General features: G+C 41.2%; 14 protein-coding genes. 6 read left to right on the forward strand and 8 right to left on the reverse strand.

What is annotated here, in order from left to right; all coding sequences use genetic code 11:
- The first annotated feature begins 53 nt into the window (after positions 1-53).
- Positions 54-2789, forward strand: a complete 2736-nt coding sequence (locus A4S05_RS00155) for a DUF3536 domain-containing protein (protein ID WP_069067814.1) — start codon at positions 54-56, stop codon at positions 2787-2789.
- Between the two features lie 402 nt (positions 2790-3191).
- Here the strand turns inward: A4S05_RS00155 and A4S05_RS38390 are convergent, their stop codons facing one another.
- The 6 genes from A4S05_RS38390 to A4S05_RS00180 all read right to left on the reverse strand — a co-directional run bounded on the left by A4S05_RS38390 (position 3192) and on the right by A4S05_RS00180 (position 7991).
- The gene (locus A4S05_RS38390) at positions 3192-3437 is read right to left on the reverse strand and encodes a hypothetical protein (protein WP_084226919.1); all 246 of its coding nucleotides are present in this window, start codon (positions 3435-3437) and stop codon (positions 3192-3194) included.
- A gap of 35 nt (positions 3438-3472) precedes the next feature.
- The gene (locus A4S05_RS00160; RefSeq protein WP_069067815.1) at positions 3473-3718 is read right to left on the reverse strand and encodes an HNH endonuclease; all 246 of its coding nucleotides are present in this window, start codon (positions 3716-3718) and stop codon (positions 3473-3475) included.
- Positions 3719-3722: 4 nt separating this feature from the next.
- The gene (locus A4S05_RS00165; RefSeq protein WP_069067816.1) at positions 3723-4820 is read right to left on the reverse strand and encodes a Gfo/Idh/MocA family protein; all 1098 of its coding nucleotides are present in this window, start codon (positions 4818-4820) and stop codon (positions 3723-3725) included.
- Between the two features lie 169 nt (positions 4821-4989).
- Positions 4990-5457, reverse strand: a complete 468-nt coding sequence (locus A4S05_RS00170) for a DUF4870 domain-containing protein (RefSeq protein ID WP_069067817.1) — start codon at positions 5455-5457, stop codon at positions 4990-4992.
- Positions 5458-5530: 73 nt separating this feature from the next.
- Positions 5531-6706 carry a DUF1822 family protein gene (locus A4S05_RS00175; protein ID WP_069067818.1) on the reverse strand — a complete coding sequence of 392 codons (1176 nt, stop codon included), beginning with the start codon at positions 6704-6706 and terminating at the stop codon, positions 5531-5533.
- A gap of 124 nt (positions 6707-6830) precedes the next feature.
- Positions 6831-7991, reverse strand: coding sequence for a sigma-70 family RNA polymerase sigma factor (locus A4S05_RS00180; RefSeq protein WP_069067819.1), 1161 nt, complete (start codon positions 7989-7991; stop codon positions 6831-6833).
- 966 nt (positions 7992-8957) lie between these two features.
- On the opposite strand from A4S05_RS00180, the gene A4S05_RS00190 reads away from it, so the two are divergent.
- Both A4S05_RS00190 and A4S05_RS00195 read left to right on the forward strand, forming a co-directional pair.
- Positions 8958-9353: a hypothetical protein gene (locus A4S05_RS00190; protein WP_069067821.1), complete on the forward strand. Its 396-nt coding sequence runs from the start codon at positions 8958-8960 to the stop codon at positions 9351-9353.
- Positions 9354-9718: 365 nt separating this feature from the next.
- On the forward strand, positions 9719-10474 hold the full coding sequence (locus tag A4S05_RS00195; RefSeq protein ID WP_069067822.1) for a hypothetical protein: 756 nt from the start codon (positions 9719-9721) through the stop codon (positions 10472-10474).
- A gap of 354 nt (positions 10475-10828) precedes the next feature.
- Here the strand turns inward: A4S05_RS00195 and A4S05_RS00200 are convergent, their stop codons facing one another.
- A complete protein-coding gene (locus tag A4S05_RS00200; protein ID WP_069067823.1) occupies positions 10829-12103 on the reverse strand; it encodes a RuBisCO small subunit-like domain-containing protein in 1275 nt (424 codons plus the stop codon).
- 488 nt (positions 12104-12591) lie between these two features.
- On the opposite strand from A4S05_RS00200, the gene A4S05_RS42850 reads away from it, so the two are divergent.
- Positions 12592-14511: a tetratricopeptide repeat protein gene (locus A4S05_RS42850; RefSeq protein WP_069067824.1), complete on the forward strand. Its 1920-nt coding sequence runs from the start codon at positions 12592-12594 to the stop codon at positions 14509-14511.
- A gap of 585 nt (positions 14512-15096) precedes the next feature.
- Positions 15097-16413, forward strand: a complete 1317-nt coding sequence (gene trmFO, locus A4S05_RS00210) for an FADH(2)-oxidizing methylenetetrahydrofolate--tRNA-(uracil(54)-C(5))-methyltransferase TrmFO (RefSeq protein ID WP_069067843.1) — start codon at positions 15097-15099, stop codon at positions 16411-16413.
- Between the two features lie 65 nt (positions 16414-16478).
- Here the strand turns inward: trmFO and A4S05_RS00215 are convergent, their stop codons facing one another.
- Positions 16479-16766 (reverse strand): hypothetical protein, encoded by a 288-nt coding sequence (locus tag A4S05_RS00215; protein WP_069067825.1) that lies wholly within the window; start codon positions 16764-16766, stop codon positions 16479-16481.
- Between the two features lie 359 nt (positions 16767-17125).
- On the opposite strand from A4S05_RS00215, the gene A4S05_RS00220 reads away from it, so the two are divergent.
- Entirely contained in the window at positions 17126-18313 is a 1188-nt protein-coding gene (locus A4S05_RS00220) for a murein hydrolase activator EnvC family protein (protein WP_069067826.1), read from the forward strand.
- The last annotated feature ends 42 nt before the right edge of the window (positions 18314-18355 follow it).

Consider the following 18355-nt stretch of genomic DNA (forward strand, 5'->3'; position numbering starts at 1 on the left):
AAGCACAATGTTTTTGGTACAACTACAAGTTTTTTGTTTTGGATTAAATATACATGACTTCTGCTGCTGAAATGCCAGCTAGCTCTGGCTCAACGTTAACATTACATTCAGATCCCAAAAACACCAAAGAAACCGATCCCCTGAGAAAGGCTAATGGTGTTTATGTGACGGTGCATGGTCATTTTTACCAGCCACCAAGGGAAAACCCTTATCTGGACGCAATTGAACGCCAACCGAGCGCTGCACCTTTCCATGACTGGAATGAGCGGATTCATTGGGAATGTTATCGTCCGAATGCCTTTGCCAGAGTCTTAAATGACCAAGGCGAAGTGGTGAAGATCGTTAATAATTATGAGTATTTCAGTTTTAATATTGGGCCAACGTTGATGTCGTGGCTAGAACGCTACGATGTGGAGGTTTATCAGCGGATTTTAGAGGCGGATGCTAAGAGTAGCGATCGCTTGCATGGTCACGGCAATGCGATCGCGCAAGTATACAATCACATCATCATGCCTCTGGCGAATGAGCGCGACAAATATACCCAAATTCGCTGGGGTAAAGAAGACTTCCGCTCCCGCTTTGGCCGTGATCCCGAAGGAATGTGGCTAGCGGAAACTGGTGTGGATTATGCCACCCTAGAAGCCCTTGTGGCTGAGGGTATTCGCTTCATTATCCTTGCACCATCTCAAGCACTGCGTTGTCGTTCCGTCCCCACTCCAGATCATCCCCATCCTGAATGGCACGAAGTCGGTGGTAGTCAGATTGATCCCACCCGTCCCTATCGTTGTTATTTGAAGCCAACGCTAGACACTTCATCTTCACCTCTGAGTGCGATTAATGAGGGGAATGGGAATAGTAACCACTCCCAACTCCCGACTCCCGACTCCCTCCCCTACATTGATATCTTCTTCTACGATGGCCCGATATCGCGGGATATGGGTTTTAGTGATGTTGTTTATAATTCCAGTCGCTTTGCTGGACGTATCGGTTCAGCAGTCCGTGGGGATCATCGTCAAACACAGTTAATCTCTGTGGCGACAGATGGGGAAACCTTCGGACATCACAAAAAGGGAACTGAGAAAACTTTAGCCTACGCCTTTACTAAAGAGTTTCCTCAACAGGGTTGGACTGTAACGAACTTCGCCCACTACCTCAGCTTAAATTCTCCCAGTTGGGAAGTGGAATTAAAGTCAGTCACAGCCTGGAGTTGCGCCCACGGTGTAGACAGATGGCAAGATGACTGTGGTTGCGGTGGAGAAGGCTCAGTTTGGCATCAGAAATGGCGTCGTCCCCTGCGGGATGCCCTAAATTGGCTGCGGGATCAGTTAACTGAGGTGTATGAAGAACATGGTAGGCAGTTATTTCGTGATCCCTGGCAAACACGAGATGAATATATCCAAGTATTGCGCGATCGCTCTGCTACCAATGTCAACCGATTTCTAGCCCGTCATCAAACCCACAAACTAACCGCCGCCGAACAAGTAGATGCGCTACGCCTATTAGAAATGCAGCGTCACGCTTTGTTGATGTTCACTAGTTGCGGTTGGTTTTTTGAAGAAATTTCCCGTCCAGAGGGGACACAAATTCTGCGCTACGCTGGCCGTGCTTTGGAATTGGCAGGGGAAGTGGCTGGTGTGCAGTTGGAAAAAGGCTTCGTCAAACGTCTTGGTTTAGCCCCCAGCAATGTGGATGACTTCAAACACGGTGGCGAAATTTATCGGCAACTCGTGTTAACTGCCCAGCTTGGCTTTAAGCAAGTAGCAGCCCATTACGCTATTACTTCCCTATTTACCAATCACAAACCAGCAGAAACGCACAATTCCTTACCTAGAAAAGATGCTGCTGATCAACAGTCTCAGCGTTACCACAAAAAGGTTTATTGCTACGCTGCCAATGAGCTAGATTACCAACTGCAACGGATGGGATCGCTAACTCTGGCTGTAGGAAATTTAAAGCTGGTATCAGAGATTACTTGGGAAAGTGAGCATTTGGTATTTGCTGTTCTGCATTTGGGAGGCTGGGATTTCCACTGCTGCATTCAACAATTTACTGGGCGGCGTGACTACAGCCAATTAAAAGAAAAGCTGTTTGGGGCACTAAAACAAGCTAGCGCGGCTCATACTATCTTGGTGATGACGCAGCTATTTGGGGAAGAAGCTTTCAGTTTACAGAATCTATTTGCTGAAGAACGCCACCGGATTATGCGGCTGCTTAGTCAGGAAACACTGACACGTTTAGGACAGTTGTATACTCAAGCGTACCGTGATAATTATGGTGTGCTGATGGCATTTCATCGAGATGAATTAGCAGTACCGCAAGAATTGCAGGTAGCAGCAGATATTGCTTTAGGGCATCGTTGTTTAATGACATTGCGATCGCTTGAGCAAGATATTGCTGATCCCCAAAAGAGTTGGAGTCACATCTTAGAATTGGAAGCGATCGCAACTGAAGCAAAACATCTGCGTTGTCGGTTGAATATTCCCGACGGTAAACAGATGTTAGAACAGTTAATCGCGCGATCGCTCTGGCAATTGTTGCACGATGCCAATGGTAGCTTTAATGCAGATATCCAACTGTTGGAGCGATTGATTGATGTCGGGGATCAACTGAATATTGATGTTTCCCTACAGCGATCGCAGGAACTATATTTTAGTTGTCTGCACAGTCAGATCGAGCCGGTGTGTATTACTAGCGTTGGGAATGAAGGAGATAATCAGTGTCTTCAATTGCTCAAGTTGGGTAAAAAGTTAGCCGTTGATGTCAGCATGATCTCAAATCAGTTGGGATAGATTTAGACACGCACAGCGGTGCATTGATATCAACTTAAGTCAAAAACCTCGTTCCTAATCGGAAACTGGGAACGAGGTCAATTTTTGGTTAAGTCAATTGGGGTAAAATTTTTATACCAATTTGAAAAAAGAATGCGACAAATAGACCATTTGTAGAGACGCGATGAATCGCGTCTTTACCCAATGATGTGTTGAAATCATTAATTAAATGGGTATTAAATAGAGAGAAGGGGAAAATTTTCCCCTTCTCTTTTTAACGAACTTTGGGGGTTTAAGTTTTAGCCTTTGAAGGGCAGCGCGAATTGAAGCCTAAGCTAAATCCCCGGATGCTCTCTACGAGACGCTAAAAGCGAACGCAGACTCGGTAACACAAAACGTAATTGCGAATTGGTTTAATTGCCTTTACTTAATCTGGGAGCGATCGCAATGGTAGGGATAAAGCCACTCACACCTAAAGAGTCCATAGGTATGTTTCTCAAAAAAGGTTCCTGCGTGGCGGCTACGTGATATATCGATCCCAGCTTTAGTTTTAATCTCATATAGCCAGGGAAAAGCTACTACTAAAACAGCAATGAAAGTAAAGACGTAGAAAAACGTAGTTTTTATGTTGAGGAATTTTGGCGAATTGCTATTGTGATTTTGAGGCATAGAAATAAGAAACGAATAGCTCATACCATCGTAACCTAAAGCTGAAAATATCGCCGGAAACGAGGATCAATTTTGTCTGTTTTCTGCTGATTGCAGGTAAAACAAAGAGTTTGGAGATTGCTGATATCGTTTTGACCGCCACGGGCAAGGGGAATGATATGGTCAATGCTAAGGTTAGTTTCTACAGTGGTTTTACCGCAGCTTTGGCATTGATATTTGTCACGTTGAAAAACATAAATTCTGACTTCCGGTGGAATACGAATACGGGGAGTTTTGCTCATTTCTTTAGTTACGAAGAAAACCTTCCAAACTGGGTACATCTATCCAACTAGCTTTTTGATGAGATTCATGGGATAAATCCATCAACAACTGAGAATAAATTCCTTCTCGCAGGGATGGTGTAATTTCCTTATTGTTGTCAATTCCTTGCACCCATTGGTCTATTACGCGGATAAATGCAGAAATGCGTCCATCAGCATAATTTTTGGGAAAAATTAACCGATTTGGTATTTCTATTTCGGTTAGAGGTTTACCTGGCTGGGAACCCCAAACACGAAAACCATGTATATAATCTTTTTGATTTTCACTGCCCACTATTAATGTACCGCGATCGCCATATACTTCTACCCAATGGGTTCTTGGTGCATGAACAACTGCACTAATAGAAAGTTGGCAAGGTGTACCATTAGCTAATTCCAGCGTTAATATACAGTTGTCATCTGTATTCACTGGCTTGGATTCGCCACTAACAGGGTCAACTCGTGTGGGAATCGCAGTAGTTAAATGGGCGTTTAATCTACGGACTGGCCCGAATAACCAGTGAATATAATCGAAGGCGTGGGAACCTAAAGATCCTAATGCACCACCTCCTTTATCCTTGTCAGAATACCAATTCCAAGGGCGTGAAGTATCAGCACGAGAAGAACCTAACCAATCAATTTTAATTAAGCGTAACTTACCCACATAATCTTCTGACAATAATTCAGCAAATAACTGCCATGCTGGGACAAAGCGAAATTCAAAATCTACAGTTGCAATTACGCTTTTTGCTTTCGCTAACTGATAAAGTTCTTTAGCTTCAATTGCATTTAAAGTTGTCGGTTTTTCTAATAATAAATGTTTCCCAGCTTGCAGTACAGTTTTTGCCATTTCATAGTGCAAAAATGGCGGTGTAGAGATGCTGACTGCTTGCACTTCAGGTAATGCCACAATATCTGCAAGAGAGTCAGAGGCGTGGCGGATATTATGGGATTCTGCTATGGCTTTAGCTTTATTTATATCTCGATGATAAACAGCAACTACCTCAGTGCGAGGATGTGCTTTAAATCCAGGAATGTGGACTTTTTGACCAAATCCCGTGCCTGCGATCGCAACTCCAATCATATTATTATATACTCCCAGATTTATACAAGTTATTATTTATTTAATAATATCATTTTGTCTATTATATCGTTTAGGATTATATTATGCTAAAACTCTATACCATAAAGTAAGTAAATAAAAATATAACACTTTAATGTTTATTTGAGAATAATCGATATTAAATCATTTCTTATCGTAAAAATCTAACTGTTAAAGGGTAACGATAATGCTCTCCATTGTAAGCTTTGACAGCCGCAAAAGTTACTAAGAATGATTGAAGTAATAGCTTTAATGAAATTAAAGATATCAGAAAAAATAATAAGCTGTCTAAAGTAGTTTTTATTTCATTAAATGAACCATTGCTAGCCAGTGCCAGACTAAAGCTAATTAGCAATAAAAACAAGGAGATTGCTATAAAAATCAAAGTATATAATGTTAACGAGATTTGAAAATTCAGTGATTCCTTCCCCTGTAAATCAATCCAGGGATATTGTGATTTTTTAAATTTCCAGATGAGGAGTGGGGCTAAAAGATTGAGGGGTAAATATAAAGGGATACCAATAAATACTAAAAAACATAATAATATCCATCCCAATAAAGCTGATAAATGACACAACATCGCCCATATACGCATTTGTTGTTTAGGTTTTGCTCTCATGGCTTTTTATATGTAAGTGAATTTACCAGACAGTTATCCACTGTAATTATCTATAAAAAAGCCAAATAAGAGTTTAAAATCTGAGTATTTCTCGATCATAATTTTCGGGAAGAGGTTCTATTTCCCAGACTATGCCTTCTCCAGGCAGCAGCGCAACTTCTACGTAAAGTTGTTCTACAGCAGATATAGCAATATCTTCGTTGTTGGGAAAAGGCTGTAAATCTTCAGTGAGTAGTCGGAGTTTAAAACCACCAGGAATAGCTGCACCCACTGTCAGGTTGCGTAACTCAAAGCGCCAAACAGTCGCGTCTGGTTCGTCTTGTGGTGTAATCAGCAATTCATAGATTTGACCTGCGATCGCCAGTTCACGAGATAAAATAGATTCTGGTTGCCTTTGGTCAACACTCCGCGCCCCAGCCGCACTCAGTTGTAAATCAAAGCTTCCCCAACCGGCAGCTTCAGCAACTTGGGAAACACCGCTTTGCAACCATTGGAGAACCGACCACTGTTCTGGTAGTCCCAAGCGTCGTTGATATAAGCTTTTTCGCCACCCGCCATGTGCAATTAACCCTCCCCATAATTGAAAAGGGATAGCTAGTCTCGGTGTAAGTATTTCTGGATTTCCCAGACGGCTAATTAAGTTTTGTGCTTGTGGTTGCGGTATGGCAAGAATCTCTTGAATAGCGCTACGTGTTGATTCTTCTAAACAAAGTTGCCGCGCCACAGCTAAAACACTGATATCATTGATGATGTCGGCAGCATCAAGAGAATAAGCGCGATCGCCTGAATCATAACTACCCTGAGATTTGAGTTGTGTATGGGTGCAATAACCCCAAACTCTAACATAGCCTTCATCTGGTTCTACCTGCACAGCTAAGTAGTAATCACCTACCCAACTAGGAATATCTACCCATTCTTGCGGTACTCGCAATTCGCTTAAATCAATTGTCTCACTGGGAATCAAGATAAATCGAGTCGCATCTAAGGTGATTGCGGTTCCATTTACTATTTCCCAGAAACTCGATAAAACAGTTGTATTTGGCCAGACCTTTGCTTGAGGCGTGAAATCTTCTTGTAACCATAGCAAAATAGCACTTAGGCAAAGTTCATTAATATAACCTTGATAGCCAGAAGTGGGGTTAGAAAAAGATTGACTGTAAACATCCGCTTGACTTTGGGTGGCGGTGGGGATTTCTAAAATCAGGTCAGTTGGGTTAGCAAAAGTAAATATAGTAGTGTTGGTAGTCATGGGGATTAGGGATTGGGGATTAGGGATTGAGGATTAGGGATTGGGGGAGAGGTTACAGGTGAAAGGTGATAGGGAATAAATAATCTGTACCCTGTAACCTGTACCCTATTCCCTTCTTCACTCCCTAGTAATAATTTCTCAGCCATTCCTCCATGACTGTATTTATATTTTTGAGTAGGTCTGAAGTAATAGAAATATGCAAATTATCTTGACTCCAGTTAGCCAAAGACCGCAACAAAGCTTCCTGCGCTTTTTTTAGTCGCCGCGAGACAGTATATTGCTGCATTTGTAATTGTTTGGCAATTTTGTCTTGAGTTAGTTCTTGCCCGTAGTAAAGTTGTACAATCTCTTGTAATTGCGGTTCAAGTTGAGCGATCGCCACTACTAAAACTTTGTTAATCTCAGTTTGCTGAGAAATTCTAGTTTGTTCTTCTTCTTGGGCGACAATTTCATTGATTAGAGATTCTTGTTGACCTCCCGTAAGATTGTCCAGCCACTCCCAGGAATCATCGCCACCTTTGGGAGTATTCAGAGACTCCGGGGTGGGATAACAATACTTGCGGACAGATTTAGCAGCATTTAGCAGCCATTTTTCCAAAGTTTGGGGATTGACTTGCTGACTACTTTGTGAATTATAAGCTTTAGCGATCGCTTCCCAAACTTTATCGTCGGGTCGAGAAAGTTGGCGAGAAGTACCAGTTTTTGTAGGAATATATAGGGTTGTGAAACAATTCCAAGCAAGGATATAAGCATTAATATTCTCTGGGGATAAGCCAGCATTTTGCAAAGACTCCACCAAAAGCTTTTTAGTGATTTTTCGCAACAGTCCCCAATCTGTACAAATGTCAACTTCCCTCTTTTGGCGCAAAGTTTCGCGGATAGCACCGCTAAAGATGGCATTGGCGTAGTTTTTTAAGGTAAAACCTTGATTGGGGTTAAAACCTTTGAGGACTTTATCAACTTGTGCGATCGCAATCTGAAAACAGTCTGACAGTTTATACTGAGTACTAGCAAAACTAGTAACCGTCTTTTGGGATACCCAATAGCAAGGTTCTTGCAAATAAGCTATAAGATGTTGCCTAGCTATTGACTCAGTTTCGGGAAGCTGCCAAAACTTATACCAATAAAGTGCCCAAAAGTATTCAGAAGTTTCTTGTGGTGTGCGGTTTAGACAACTTTGAATGCTGCGACGCAAATTTGATTCCGTCCCCCAACGACTAAAGCGTTCGCCAGCAAACTGCACAAAAGTTGAAAAGATTTCAATGATGCCTTGTCGAGGTTGCATAAAAATTGGAAAATCCCAAATTAAATCTAGTACACTGTGGCGGAAGTTAGCTTATTTTATAACAAAGGGTTTAATACCAATTCTCTGTAAAGCTGCGTATTATTTTGACCCCTCCCAACCTCCCTTTTATAAGGCTACGGTGTACACACAAGTCAAATTACCCCCCTTAATCCCCCCTTGGAAAGCTACGGTGTACACACAANNCTCGTTCCTATGCTCTGCATAGGAATGCCTGATTAGAGGCTCTGCCTCTAGTCAGATATTGAGTCAGAGACTCAATGAATGCATTCCCAGTCGGAGACTGGGAACGAGGAAATGCTTATCAAGCTAGGTTTTTAGGACTTGTGTGTACACCGTAGCCTTGGAAAGGGGGGAAATAGAAAATCTAGTTCCCTCCTCTTTGCAAGTTATAATCAACGCCTCTTATCCCTTTGGAGTGCGAAAAGGGGAAATAGAAAATCCAGTTCCCTCCCCTTTGCAAGGGGAGGGTTAGGGTGGGGTAAAACGCTGGTTAATCTAAAACGTTTTTTTACCAACAAGAGGACTTTTCAAACATCCTCTAACTGAAAAGCGTCTTACTCGTGGTCTAAATACGTAAAATCTACTTCGACATTGCAACATTCATCATCAAAATTGCAATGTTCTTCATCAAGATTGCAACATTCCTCATTAACATTGCAATGTTCTTCACCAAGATTAAAGCATTCCTTATCAACATTGCAACATTCCTCATTAACATTGCAACATTCCTTACGAACATTGCAATATTCCTTATCAACATTGCAACATTCCTCATTAACATTAAAGCAATTGTGAAGAAAAACAGATACAGGCTAAAAATTAAGAAAAATTACTCAAGCTTAGTTGTTTTTTTTAATAAATACAATTATTCCCTAATTTTACTGAACCAGAAAACAGCCTTGGTAAGGCAAAGTAGCTTTATAAGCATCTTTAAGGAATATATTTATGTCTCGTAAAAAACGTACATCCCGTGTTCTCAAAAAAGCTGAATTGAGATCCGCTGGACTGAAAGCAATTGATTCAAATATGGATTTTGGTGATAATTGCGATTTGCAAAACTTGACTAAATCAATTGAGCAATTACGGACTATGCTTGATGCTTATAACACTGCTTTAACTGTAATTGACTCTTCCAAAACTAAAATTGATGAGATGGAAAAAATTTTAAGCAATCTTACAGATAAGATGGTAAGAGGAGTTGCTTTTAAATATGGCAAAGACAGCAGCGAATATGAAATGGCGGGTGGTATTCGTGATAGCGAACGTATTCGCAAAAGCAGATTGAGCCGCTTGAAAGCTGTTTCAGAAGAAATATCAGATGAAAATCCTAAAACCGCTTAATAAAGTACGACGGTAAGCAGGAGGAAAAGGATAAAAAAGATTCTCGCAAGGGATGTGGAAAATGAACAAACGCTACATTGTTTATTAAACACTTTTTTTGAACTCCTGCGATTGCCTATAGTGAAGCGTAACCTATTGCAATTTCTTCTAGCTACTGATCCTCTTTGATAAGCAACAATTATATACAGCTACTATCAGGCATTTTCACGCATATTAGATTATGCATTTTGTAGTATAGCCTGATCTTTTATAATGTTGAAAACATTGCAAAATGAGAGCTTTAATAATTTTACTTGTCTAAATACTGATTAGAGTTTATAGTGGTACGGTGTTTTCCGTTCCACTTTACTCGGCAGGTTTATACCATGATTTATTCTGGCAAATTACAAAAGTATTTTGCAGGTTTTTCTGTATCTGTAATATTAGTAGCTGATTTTGTACTCACCCAAAAAACGCCTCCAGTTTCAGCCCAAACGGTAAATACATCTATCGGTAATGCTGTAACATTCAGTTGCAATGATAGTGAAGCGACAATTAAAGGTAAAAATGGGCCCAGAGTACTTAATGGAAAAACTAGCATTTACATTGGTTATCAGCAACTTTCAAATAACAAAAACCCTATAACTATTCGCTTCAATAATGGGATAAAAGCATGGTGTCGTACTGATTACGAAACAACCAGGGATGATGGTACAGGTTACGGATTGTATTGGAATGGAAGTAATGTTTTATATGGCGTTTACTCTTCTACTGGTAGTCAGTCTGGTAATGATTTTCGCCGTTTTGCTATTGGACGTTGGTTGCCTAGTTATGGTAGCGGAGGCGGGCCAAAAGTCGCAGTTATAGCCCGGATTAATCCAGCTAATGGCGATGTTTCCGATGCCACATTTTTATCTGCTAAAAAGGCGGATAATGGACAAACTAACTCTTTAGTAGTCAACAACCTATCATGGAATAGCACAAATTCAACTTTGACTGTGCAAGCAAAATCATGGTGGACTCCCCGCCGCGCTAATACAAATTCTATGAGTTGTTCTGGTTCATCACCTTATCAATATACAGCCATATTTACTGGTGACTTAAGAAAGATGAACTGGGCTTCAGCAAATACTTGTAGTTAAAAAGTTAGGATTCAACTCTCAAATTGAAGAAGCATATTTTTTGCAGTTGTTTGAGAATTGAAAAAGCCCTAGCGAATAAAATTCACAGTTACACAAATACAGCAGTTGTTTTTTGCATAAAGTACAAAGATTCGAGTTTTGAGGCAGGAAGTAAAAACTCTTTCTAGATGATGTGTGAGTCCTACCTTTTGTACCTCAGTTACTTGTAAACTGTTGTAAGAGCTACACCAACTTGAGCTAATAGAACATGAAAATTTCTTAACCCGCCTGTGCGGGTTTTGTCTGTGTAAATGCAGTTTCTAAGCGCCAATTGAACTTCTGATTCCTAACTCCTAAATTCTGCTGTATCTATCCCTAATTTCTCCCATTTGGACGCTGAATAATCGTCTCCACCACGCGCCGCTTCGCCTTTGGATCAATCCCTACCAAACGCACATATTCACCGCTATATTCTGTTAGAGTTGATTCCAAATTGGAGATTGCATCAGACTCAGCATCAATGTGGCTATTAACACAACTTTGCCAAGAACCTGTGCGAAAACGACGTTCATCTACGTGTTCAATACTAATTTTGTAACCTTGAGACAATAATTGCCGAATCTGTTCTTGTGTCTCTAGAGTCAAATGTGGACTTGATGCTTGCTGTTTCTGGAATCTATTAGTTTTTACTTCTTGAGTTGCACCATTTGAAGGTTGACTAATTGGTGTTACAGCAGCAGGTGGTGCAGATTGATTATAATTACCACCTCGATTTAGTCGGTTGTAATCATCAACTAAGTGGGAATTTTCTACCCGTTTTTGTTCACCAACGAGAAAGTTACCAGACTCGATTAAGTGAGACAGCCTGAAATCTGGCTTTTTAAATTCTGGTGGCCCTTGAGTGCTGTTAACTACATTTAAGGATATCTGCTCAAAACCTACCTTATGAATGTAGTTGCGGATTTGTTCGTCATAAATGCGGGATCGCAAAGCGCTAAAAAAGTCAATGGACTGATTGATAAAAGTATCAACTAGCTGTTCAACTTCTTTTTGTGACAGTCCATCCGGTTCAAAAATCCCCTTGACAATTCCCACCTTGTCGTCCCTATCTGGTTCCCAGTAGAATTTCTCCATCCGTCCATCCCGAATTAACGGTGCATAGAGGGTAGAAAAATCATTACCTGTGACAATAATCGGTACACGATGCAAAGGTGTGGAATCATAACTTCCCGGCAACTGCACATCTGTGGGATTATCAGCAATATTCATCAGTGTGGCATTTACCAACTGCGTATTGACGGTATATTGAGTACCTTCATCAAAACGTCCAGCACCAGCATCTAAATCGTTAATCATCAGTACACACATTTTGCCGCGTACTTTGATCAATTCTGCTGTTTCCCGATAGCGTAGCCGAATCAACCGCGCTGGATCTCCTGCATCTGGACTTTCCAATTCGCCGCCAGATACGTGAGTCACTTCGATACCCATTTTCTCGAAGACTAATTGACATTGAAATGTTTTGCCTTCACCTTTGCGTCCATGAATACCCAAAATCACGGGAACTCGCACGCCAGGAAGTTTCAGGAAATTTTTAGTGATGTGGACAGCAAGTTTGTCCAAAAAGCGGGGAGCGATGTAGTAACCCATGAGCTTGTATGATGAAAAATTAACACTTCTAAGGTTAATGTTAAGTTTTTTTTGAGGATAGCGATCGCTTTTCTTTCATACAGGATACAGTTTAGCTACGCCTAAGCGCAGCTAAACCTAGTACAGCACGGCAAAAATAAACCACCCATTCCCAATCAACAAAACCCTTACGCTGTCTTCATTTTTAATTTTTAATTTTTAATTCCGCCTTGCGGTACTAGGCATCGCCGCAATCAGTTGAAATTTTATAAAGGAATGTTACACAGTTATTTAATTTTGGGAATTCTACTATAGGACTCGTATTTGATTTTTGAAAAAAACTCAGTACACTTTTATTCCTTCTTCCCTGTTCCCCGTTACCTCTTCCCTGTTCCCTCCCTACGCAAATAATTTCAGGAATCAAAGCGGATTCCTATATTTTGCGATTTCTTTAAGGAATAGCTTGTAGTTAGGCGATAATAATTACATTTGCCAATAAAAGCACAGTTATGATCTGCTGCCTTAATTCAGATTGCCACAATCCGCCCAATAGCGATCGCACAATGTTTTGCTTCAGCTGCGGTACAGGATTGGTAGTGCTGAGAAACCGCTATCGCCCGATTAAATCATTAGGTGCTGGGGGATTTGGTAAAACTTATTTGGCAGAAGATATAGACAAATTGAATCAAAAATGTGTCATTAAACAATTTGCACCACAAGTGCAAGGAACTGGCGCACTGCAAAAAGCCACAGAATTATTTGAACAAGAAGCAAGGCGACTTGAACAATTAGGCGAACATCCGCAAATTCCCACACTATTGGCGTATTTTGAGCAAGAAAATCGTCTGTATTTAGTGCAGCAATTTATCGATGGGCAGAATTTATTGGCTGAATTACAACAGCAGGGAATTTTCAACGAGGAAAAAATCAGAGAATTATTGCTCGATTTGTTAGATATTCTCAAAACAGTTCATCACCACAAAGTTATTCACCGCGATATCAAGCCAGAGAATATTATTCGTCGCGGTGATGGCAAGTTGGTACTAATTGACTTGGGTGCATCCAAGCAACTGACAGCAACGGTGATAACGCAAATAGGAACAACCATTGGTTCCTTTGGTTATGCGCCACTGGAACAAATGCAAGGAGGTGAAGCTTACCCAGCCAGTGATTTATATAGTGTTGGCGCAACTTGCTTTCACCTGTTGAGTGGAATTCACCCTTGGGAACTTTGGCAACGACAAGGTTATGGTTGGGTTACTAATTGGCGACAATATTTGCAGCAACCAGTAAGTCAAGAATTAGGGCAAATCCTGGATAAGTTGTTGCAAGAAGAATACCAGCAGCGTTATCAGTCGGCGGCGGAAGTTTTACAAGCGTTAAATTCACAGCCAATACCAGTAACTCAGCCTCTTACACCTCCAATTACTCCATCACCCCGCCAAAAAAATTCTATTCCAATATATCTTGTTGTTATTCCATTAATTGTATTGATGGGTGGTGGTACTGTTTATTTGCTAGGACTGACAAATCCAATAAGAATAGAACAGAAAAGTGCTGATACTTATTATAAAGAAGGATTAAAAAAATACAATAACAAAGATTTTCGCGGTGCAATTGAAGACTATACTCAAGCCATCAAAATTAATCCCAACTATGTAGATGCTTATATAAATCGGGGTTTAGCTCACGATGAGTTAGGAGATAAGCCAGCAGCAATTGAAGATTACAGCCAAGCCATTAAAATTAATCCCAACTATGCACTAGCTTATTACAATCGCGGTGTAGCTCGCTCTGTTTTAGGAGATAAGCAAGCAGCAATTGAAGATTACAACCAAGCCATAAAAAATAATCCCAACTATGCAAATGCTTACTACAACAGAGGTATAGCTCACGATGATTTAGGAGATAAACCAGCAGCAATTGAAGATTACAACCAAGCCATCAAAAATAATCCTAACTATGCACTAGCTTACATTAACCGGGGTGTAACTCGCTCTGCTTTAGGAGATAAGCAAGCAGCAATTGAAGATTACAACCAAGCCATTAAAATTAATCCCAACTATGCACTAGCTTACTACAATCGGGGTGTAGCTCACGATGATTTAGGAGATAAGCAAGCAGCAATTGAAGATTACAACCAGGCCATCAAAAATAATCCTAACTATGCACTAGCTTACTACAACCGGGGTGTAATTTACTATGAATTAGGAGATAAGCAAACAGCAATTGAAGATTACAACCAAGCCATCAAAAATGATCCTAACTATGCAAATACTTACTACAACCTGGGTTTAGCTCACTCTAATTTAGGAGATAAGCAAGCAGCAATTAAATATTTTCGTAAATCTGCTGATTTGTATAAACAACAAGGAAAAGAAAGTGACTATGAATATGCTATAAAACGCATTACACAACTTGAGAAATAATCAGATTACCAACTGGTTCAAAAGTCAGCAATATTATTTGCAAAAGAGAAAAATTATAGTAATTAGGGTTAATCAAGATGGCCACTGTAGAAATTGACCAGTTACGGGAACAAGACGCTATCAAGAATTGTTAGCTAAACTTAAAGAAAAGGGGGCGTTGCATATTTGCGGAATGATTTTGCTAGTTTTGTGGGATGGGCCGAAAAGCCATTGGTGTCAACTTAACGCGAAACCGCACGTCCGCCAGTCCGCCAGGGATTGTAAATCCCTGTCTCATAGCTAAAGTCCTCTGAAGAGGACTTCATAGCGCAAAAATTTTCAGTCTACTTCAGTAGACTTGAGCAATTAGTCAGGGATTTACAATCCCTGGCGGGTGAACAACACCCAATCAGTACGCTATTTNNGAATCATCCCTTGATTCAGCAACGCCGAAAAGGGAATTGACACAGATAATTTGTAATTGTTGCTGTTGATGGTGCGTTATGCTGTCGCTACTGGTTATGTCTAAAACGCCCTACTTGTTGATGCGTTCTAGCGCTGATGCTGGTAGATACTTATGATGATATGGAAATTAAAAATTTAACTATGGAAACACAACCGATACAAGTAATTGGAGGTGGACTAGCTGGGACAGAAGCAGCTTGGCAAATAGCCCAAGCTGGAGTGCCAGTAATTTTGCATGAAATGCGTCCAAAGCGATTTAGTCCGGCTCATCATACAGAACATTTGGCAGAATTAGTCTGTAGTAATTCTTTTGGAGCAATGGCAAGCGATCGCGCGGCGGGATTATTGCACGAAGAATTACGCCAACTCGGTTCGATTGTCATCTCAAAAGCTGATGAACACGCCGTTCCTGCCGGTGGGGCGCTAGCTGTAGACAGGGGACAATTTGGCCAAGATTTAACTGAAACTTTAGCGAGTCATCCTTTAGTTGAATTTCGTCGGGGTGAAGTGTCTGCCATTCCTGAAGGGATTGTGGTTTTGGCAACCGGGCCATTAACCAGTCCTGATTTAGCAGAAGATTTGCAGCGTTTTACAGGGATGGAATACCTGAGCTTTTTTGATGCAGCTAGTCCGATTATCGTGGGAGAATCGATTAATCGTGACATTGCTTTTATGGCATCACGTTATGACAAAGGTGAAGCTGCTTATCTCAACTGCCCAATGAATAAAGAGCAGTACTTGCACTTCCGCGAAGAACTTTGTAAAGCTGAACAAACAGAACTCAAGGGTTTTGAACGGGAAACAGCGAAATTTTTTGAAGCTTGTTTACCCATAGAAGAACTAGCACAGCGGGGGGAAGATACCATGCGCTACGGCCCCCTCAAGCCAGTCGGATTGTCAGATACTCGCACAGGGGAACGTCCTTATGCTGTGGTGCAGTTGCGACAAGAAGATAAAGCCGGTCAACTGTGGAACATGGTAGGATTCCAAACTAACCTGCGCTGGGGTGAACAAAAGCGCATATTTCAGTTAATTCCCAGTTTAGAAAAGGCAGAATTTGTGCGGCTGGGAGTAATGCACCGCAACACTTTTATTAACGCTCCCCAATTAATGCATCCTACCCTGCAATTTAAAGAGCGTCCCACATTGTTAGCCGCTGGACAGTTGATTGGTACTGAAGGTTATACCGCTGCGGCTGCGGGTGGCTGCTTGGCGGGAATTAATGCAGCAAGATTAGCTTTGGGTAAAGAAGCTTTGGTTTTACCACCAACAACAATGATGGGTGCGTTATTGGAATTTATTAGTTCCGCTTCGCCGAAGCATTTCCAACCAATGCCACCCAACTTTGGGATTTTTCCCGATTTAGGAATGAAAATCAAAAGTAAACCAGAGCGTTATGGACGTTACCGCGATCGCTCTTTAGCTGATTTGGCAACCTGGAAAGCTAATCGTAATTAATGGGCATGGGGCATGGGGCATGGGGCATTGGGCATTGTTTATTTCTCCCTCATCTTCCCCACTCCCTATTTTTTAATCGTGACTAATCCATGTATGCCTAGTGCTGTAATTACACCTCCCAGTAATCCCCAGGTACCATCGGCAAATACGTTGATGCGATGAATGTAAGTGCGATGATAGGCATACTCTAACTGTCTATCATTGACTTTCCCAACCTCTACCAGGTTTTCCACATTATTTTCAGCTTTGATCAGTGCTGCATAATCGAGATTAAACCAATACAACGATACTCCCACCACTGCCAAACCTGGAAAAACTAAAGTAATTAAGAGAATTGCTATACGTGCGTTCATATACCTCACCCGCTGACCAGTTTTAATTAAAGATTAAAAATTAAAAATTGAAAGAAATAATAATTTTTAATTAATTAATTCTGGGTACAAGCCCCTACTGATAGCGCAGCGTTAGCGAGTCCGCGTACTCTTACAGAGAAGCAAGCTACGCGCAGCGTCTCGTAGAGAGCGTCTTGCAATTTTTAATTTTACATTTTTAATTTTTAATTGGTTTGACATACCTGCTTAATGCTGACATAGCTGGAATCCTTGTGTTACAACTTGGCAGACCAATTTAATAATGTGTTGGCGTGGGTGAATGAGATTTTGGGAATAATCCTCATAGTGTTTGAAAGTATCGTTTTGATTAGGTTCGCACTATGAGAGGGCGATTTCTAGGAAAAAAGCAGATTTATTGTTGTTTCTCTATTGCATTTTGCTGCATTTTGTGGATTTGTTTGGCACTAATTTCAGCCAACGCAACGTCTACAGGGTCTATTGATACTCTGCGACAACAGCAGCAACAAATGAACCAGCAGCAGCAGAGTGTGGTTAATGAGCGCGATCGCTTAACTAATCTCCAACAAGAGGCCCAAAAACACCTCACTGGTTTAAAGCAAAATCTGCAAACTACAGATAGCTATCTTCAAGAGAGTGAATCACGATTACAACTCGCTACCCAACGCCTCCAGCAATTGGAAACTGATTTAGCTGTGGCGGAACGTTCCTATCAAGAGCGGCAAATAGCAACAGTAGCACGATTGCGTTATCTCCAGCGATCGCCTGCATCCGCTGGATGGGCGGTTTTATTGCAAAGTCAAAATATCAGCGACTTTATCAGCCGTCGTCATCAGTTGAAGTTAGTGTTTCAGGCAGATCAGAAAATTTTGGTAAAACTCAACACCCAAGCAAACCTGATCAATCAACAAAAAACGGACGTAGAACAGCAAAAAAACGAAATTGCTTTAATTCGTGAGCAACTTTTAGCACAAAAATCCGATTATCAAACCCAGGCGCAATCGCAATCAGAATTGATTCAACGCCTCAATAGCGATCGCCTAGCCTTGGAAGCCGCACAAAATCAGCTAGAGAGGGAATCCAAAAATCTGGAAGTCTTGATTCAACAAAAAGTAGCAGAAGCCCAAGCAAAAACCAACAGCCGGACAAGTGTGATTATTCGCGGAACTGGTGTCATGGCATATCCTAGCAATGCTTCTACTAGCAGTCCCTTTGGCTGGCGGATGCACCCTGTTCTCGGCTATCGTCGTTTTCACGCCGGGTTAGATTTTGCCGCTAGCTATGGCAGTACAATTCGAGCAGCCGATTCGGGAACAGTAATTTTTGCTGGGTGGTATGGTGGTTATGGCAAAGCGGTAATTATCGATCACGGCAATGGTATTACAACACTGTACGGTCATAGCAGTGAATTATATGTTGCTGATGGACAAGCAGTTGAACGCGGACAAGCGATCGCAGCTGTTGGTTCCACAGGTTTATCGACTGGCCCCCACCTCCACTTTGAAGTGCGTCGCAATGGTACACCCGTAGACCCGACTAATTATCTTTAAGGCTGAAAATATTATCACAAACGTGCTATAATAGTGAGGATT

This window comes from Nostoc sp. KVJ20, from assembly GCF_001712795.1.
In the GTDB taxonomy this organism is placed as follows: Bacteria; Cyanobacteriota; Cyanobacteriia; order Cyanobacteriales; family Nostocaceae; genus Nostoc.

Coding starts and splice junctions, on each gene's coding strand:
- A4S05_RS00160 (WP_069067815.1), bottom strand. CDS start 3,718: ATGAGCAAAACTCCCCGTATTCGTATTCCACCGGAAGTCAGAATTTAT.
- A4S05_RS00195 (WP_069067822.1), top strand. CDS start 9,719: ATGATTTATTCTGGCAAATTACAAAAGTATTTTGCAGGTTTTTCTGTA.
- A4S05_RS00175 (WP_069067818.1), bottom strand. CDS start 6,706: ATGACTACCAACACTACTATATTTACTTTTGCTAACCCAACTGACCTG.
- A4S05_RS00190 (WP_069067821.1), top strand. CDS start 8,958: ATGTCTCGTAAAAAACGTACATCCCGTGTTCTCAAAAAAGCTGAATTG.
- A4S05_RS00200 (WP_069067823.1), bottom strand. CDS start 12,103: ATGGGTTACTACATCGCTCCCCGCTTTTTGGACAAACTTGCTGTCCAC.
- A4S05_RS00220 (WP_069067826.1), top strand. CDS start 17,126: ATGAGAGGGCGATTTCTAGGAAAAAAGCAGATTTATTGTTGTTTCTCT.
- A4S05_RS00180 (WP_069067819.1), bottom strand. CDS start 7,991: ATGCAACCTCGACAAGGCATCATTGAAATCTTTTCAACTTTTGTGCAG.
- A4S05_RS38390 (WP_084226919.1), bottom strand. CDS start 3,437: ATGCCTCAAAATCACAATAGCAATTCGCCAAAATTCCTCAACATAAAA.
- A4S05_RS00165 (WP_069067816.1), bottom strand. CDS start 4,820: ATGATTGGAGTTGCGATCGCAGGCACGGGATTTGGTCAAAAAGTCCAC.
- A4S05_RS42850 (WP_069067824.1), top strand. CDS start 12,592: ATGATCTGCTGCCTTAATTCAGATTGCCACAATCCGCCCAATAGCGAT.
- A4S05_RS00215 (WP_069067825.1), bottom strand. CDS start 16,766: ATGAACGCACGTATAGCAATTCTCTTAATTACTTTAGTTTTTCCAGGT.
- A4S05_RS00170 (WP_069067817.1), bottom strand. CDS start 5,457: ATGAGAGCAAAACCTAAACAACAAATGCGTATATGGGCGATGTTGTGT.
- trmFO (WP_069067843.1), top strand. CDS start 15,097: ATGGAAACACAACCGATACAAGTAATTGGAGGTGGACTAGCTGGGACA.
- A4S05_RS00155 (WP_069067814.1), top strand. CDS start 54: ATGACTTCTGCTGCTGAAATGCCAGCTAGCTCTGGCTCAACGTTAACA.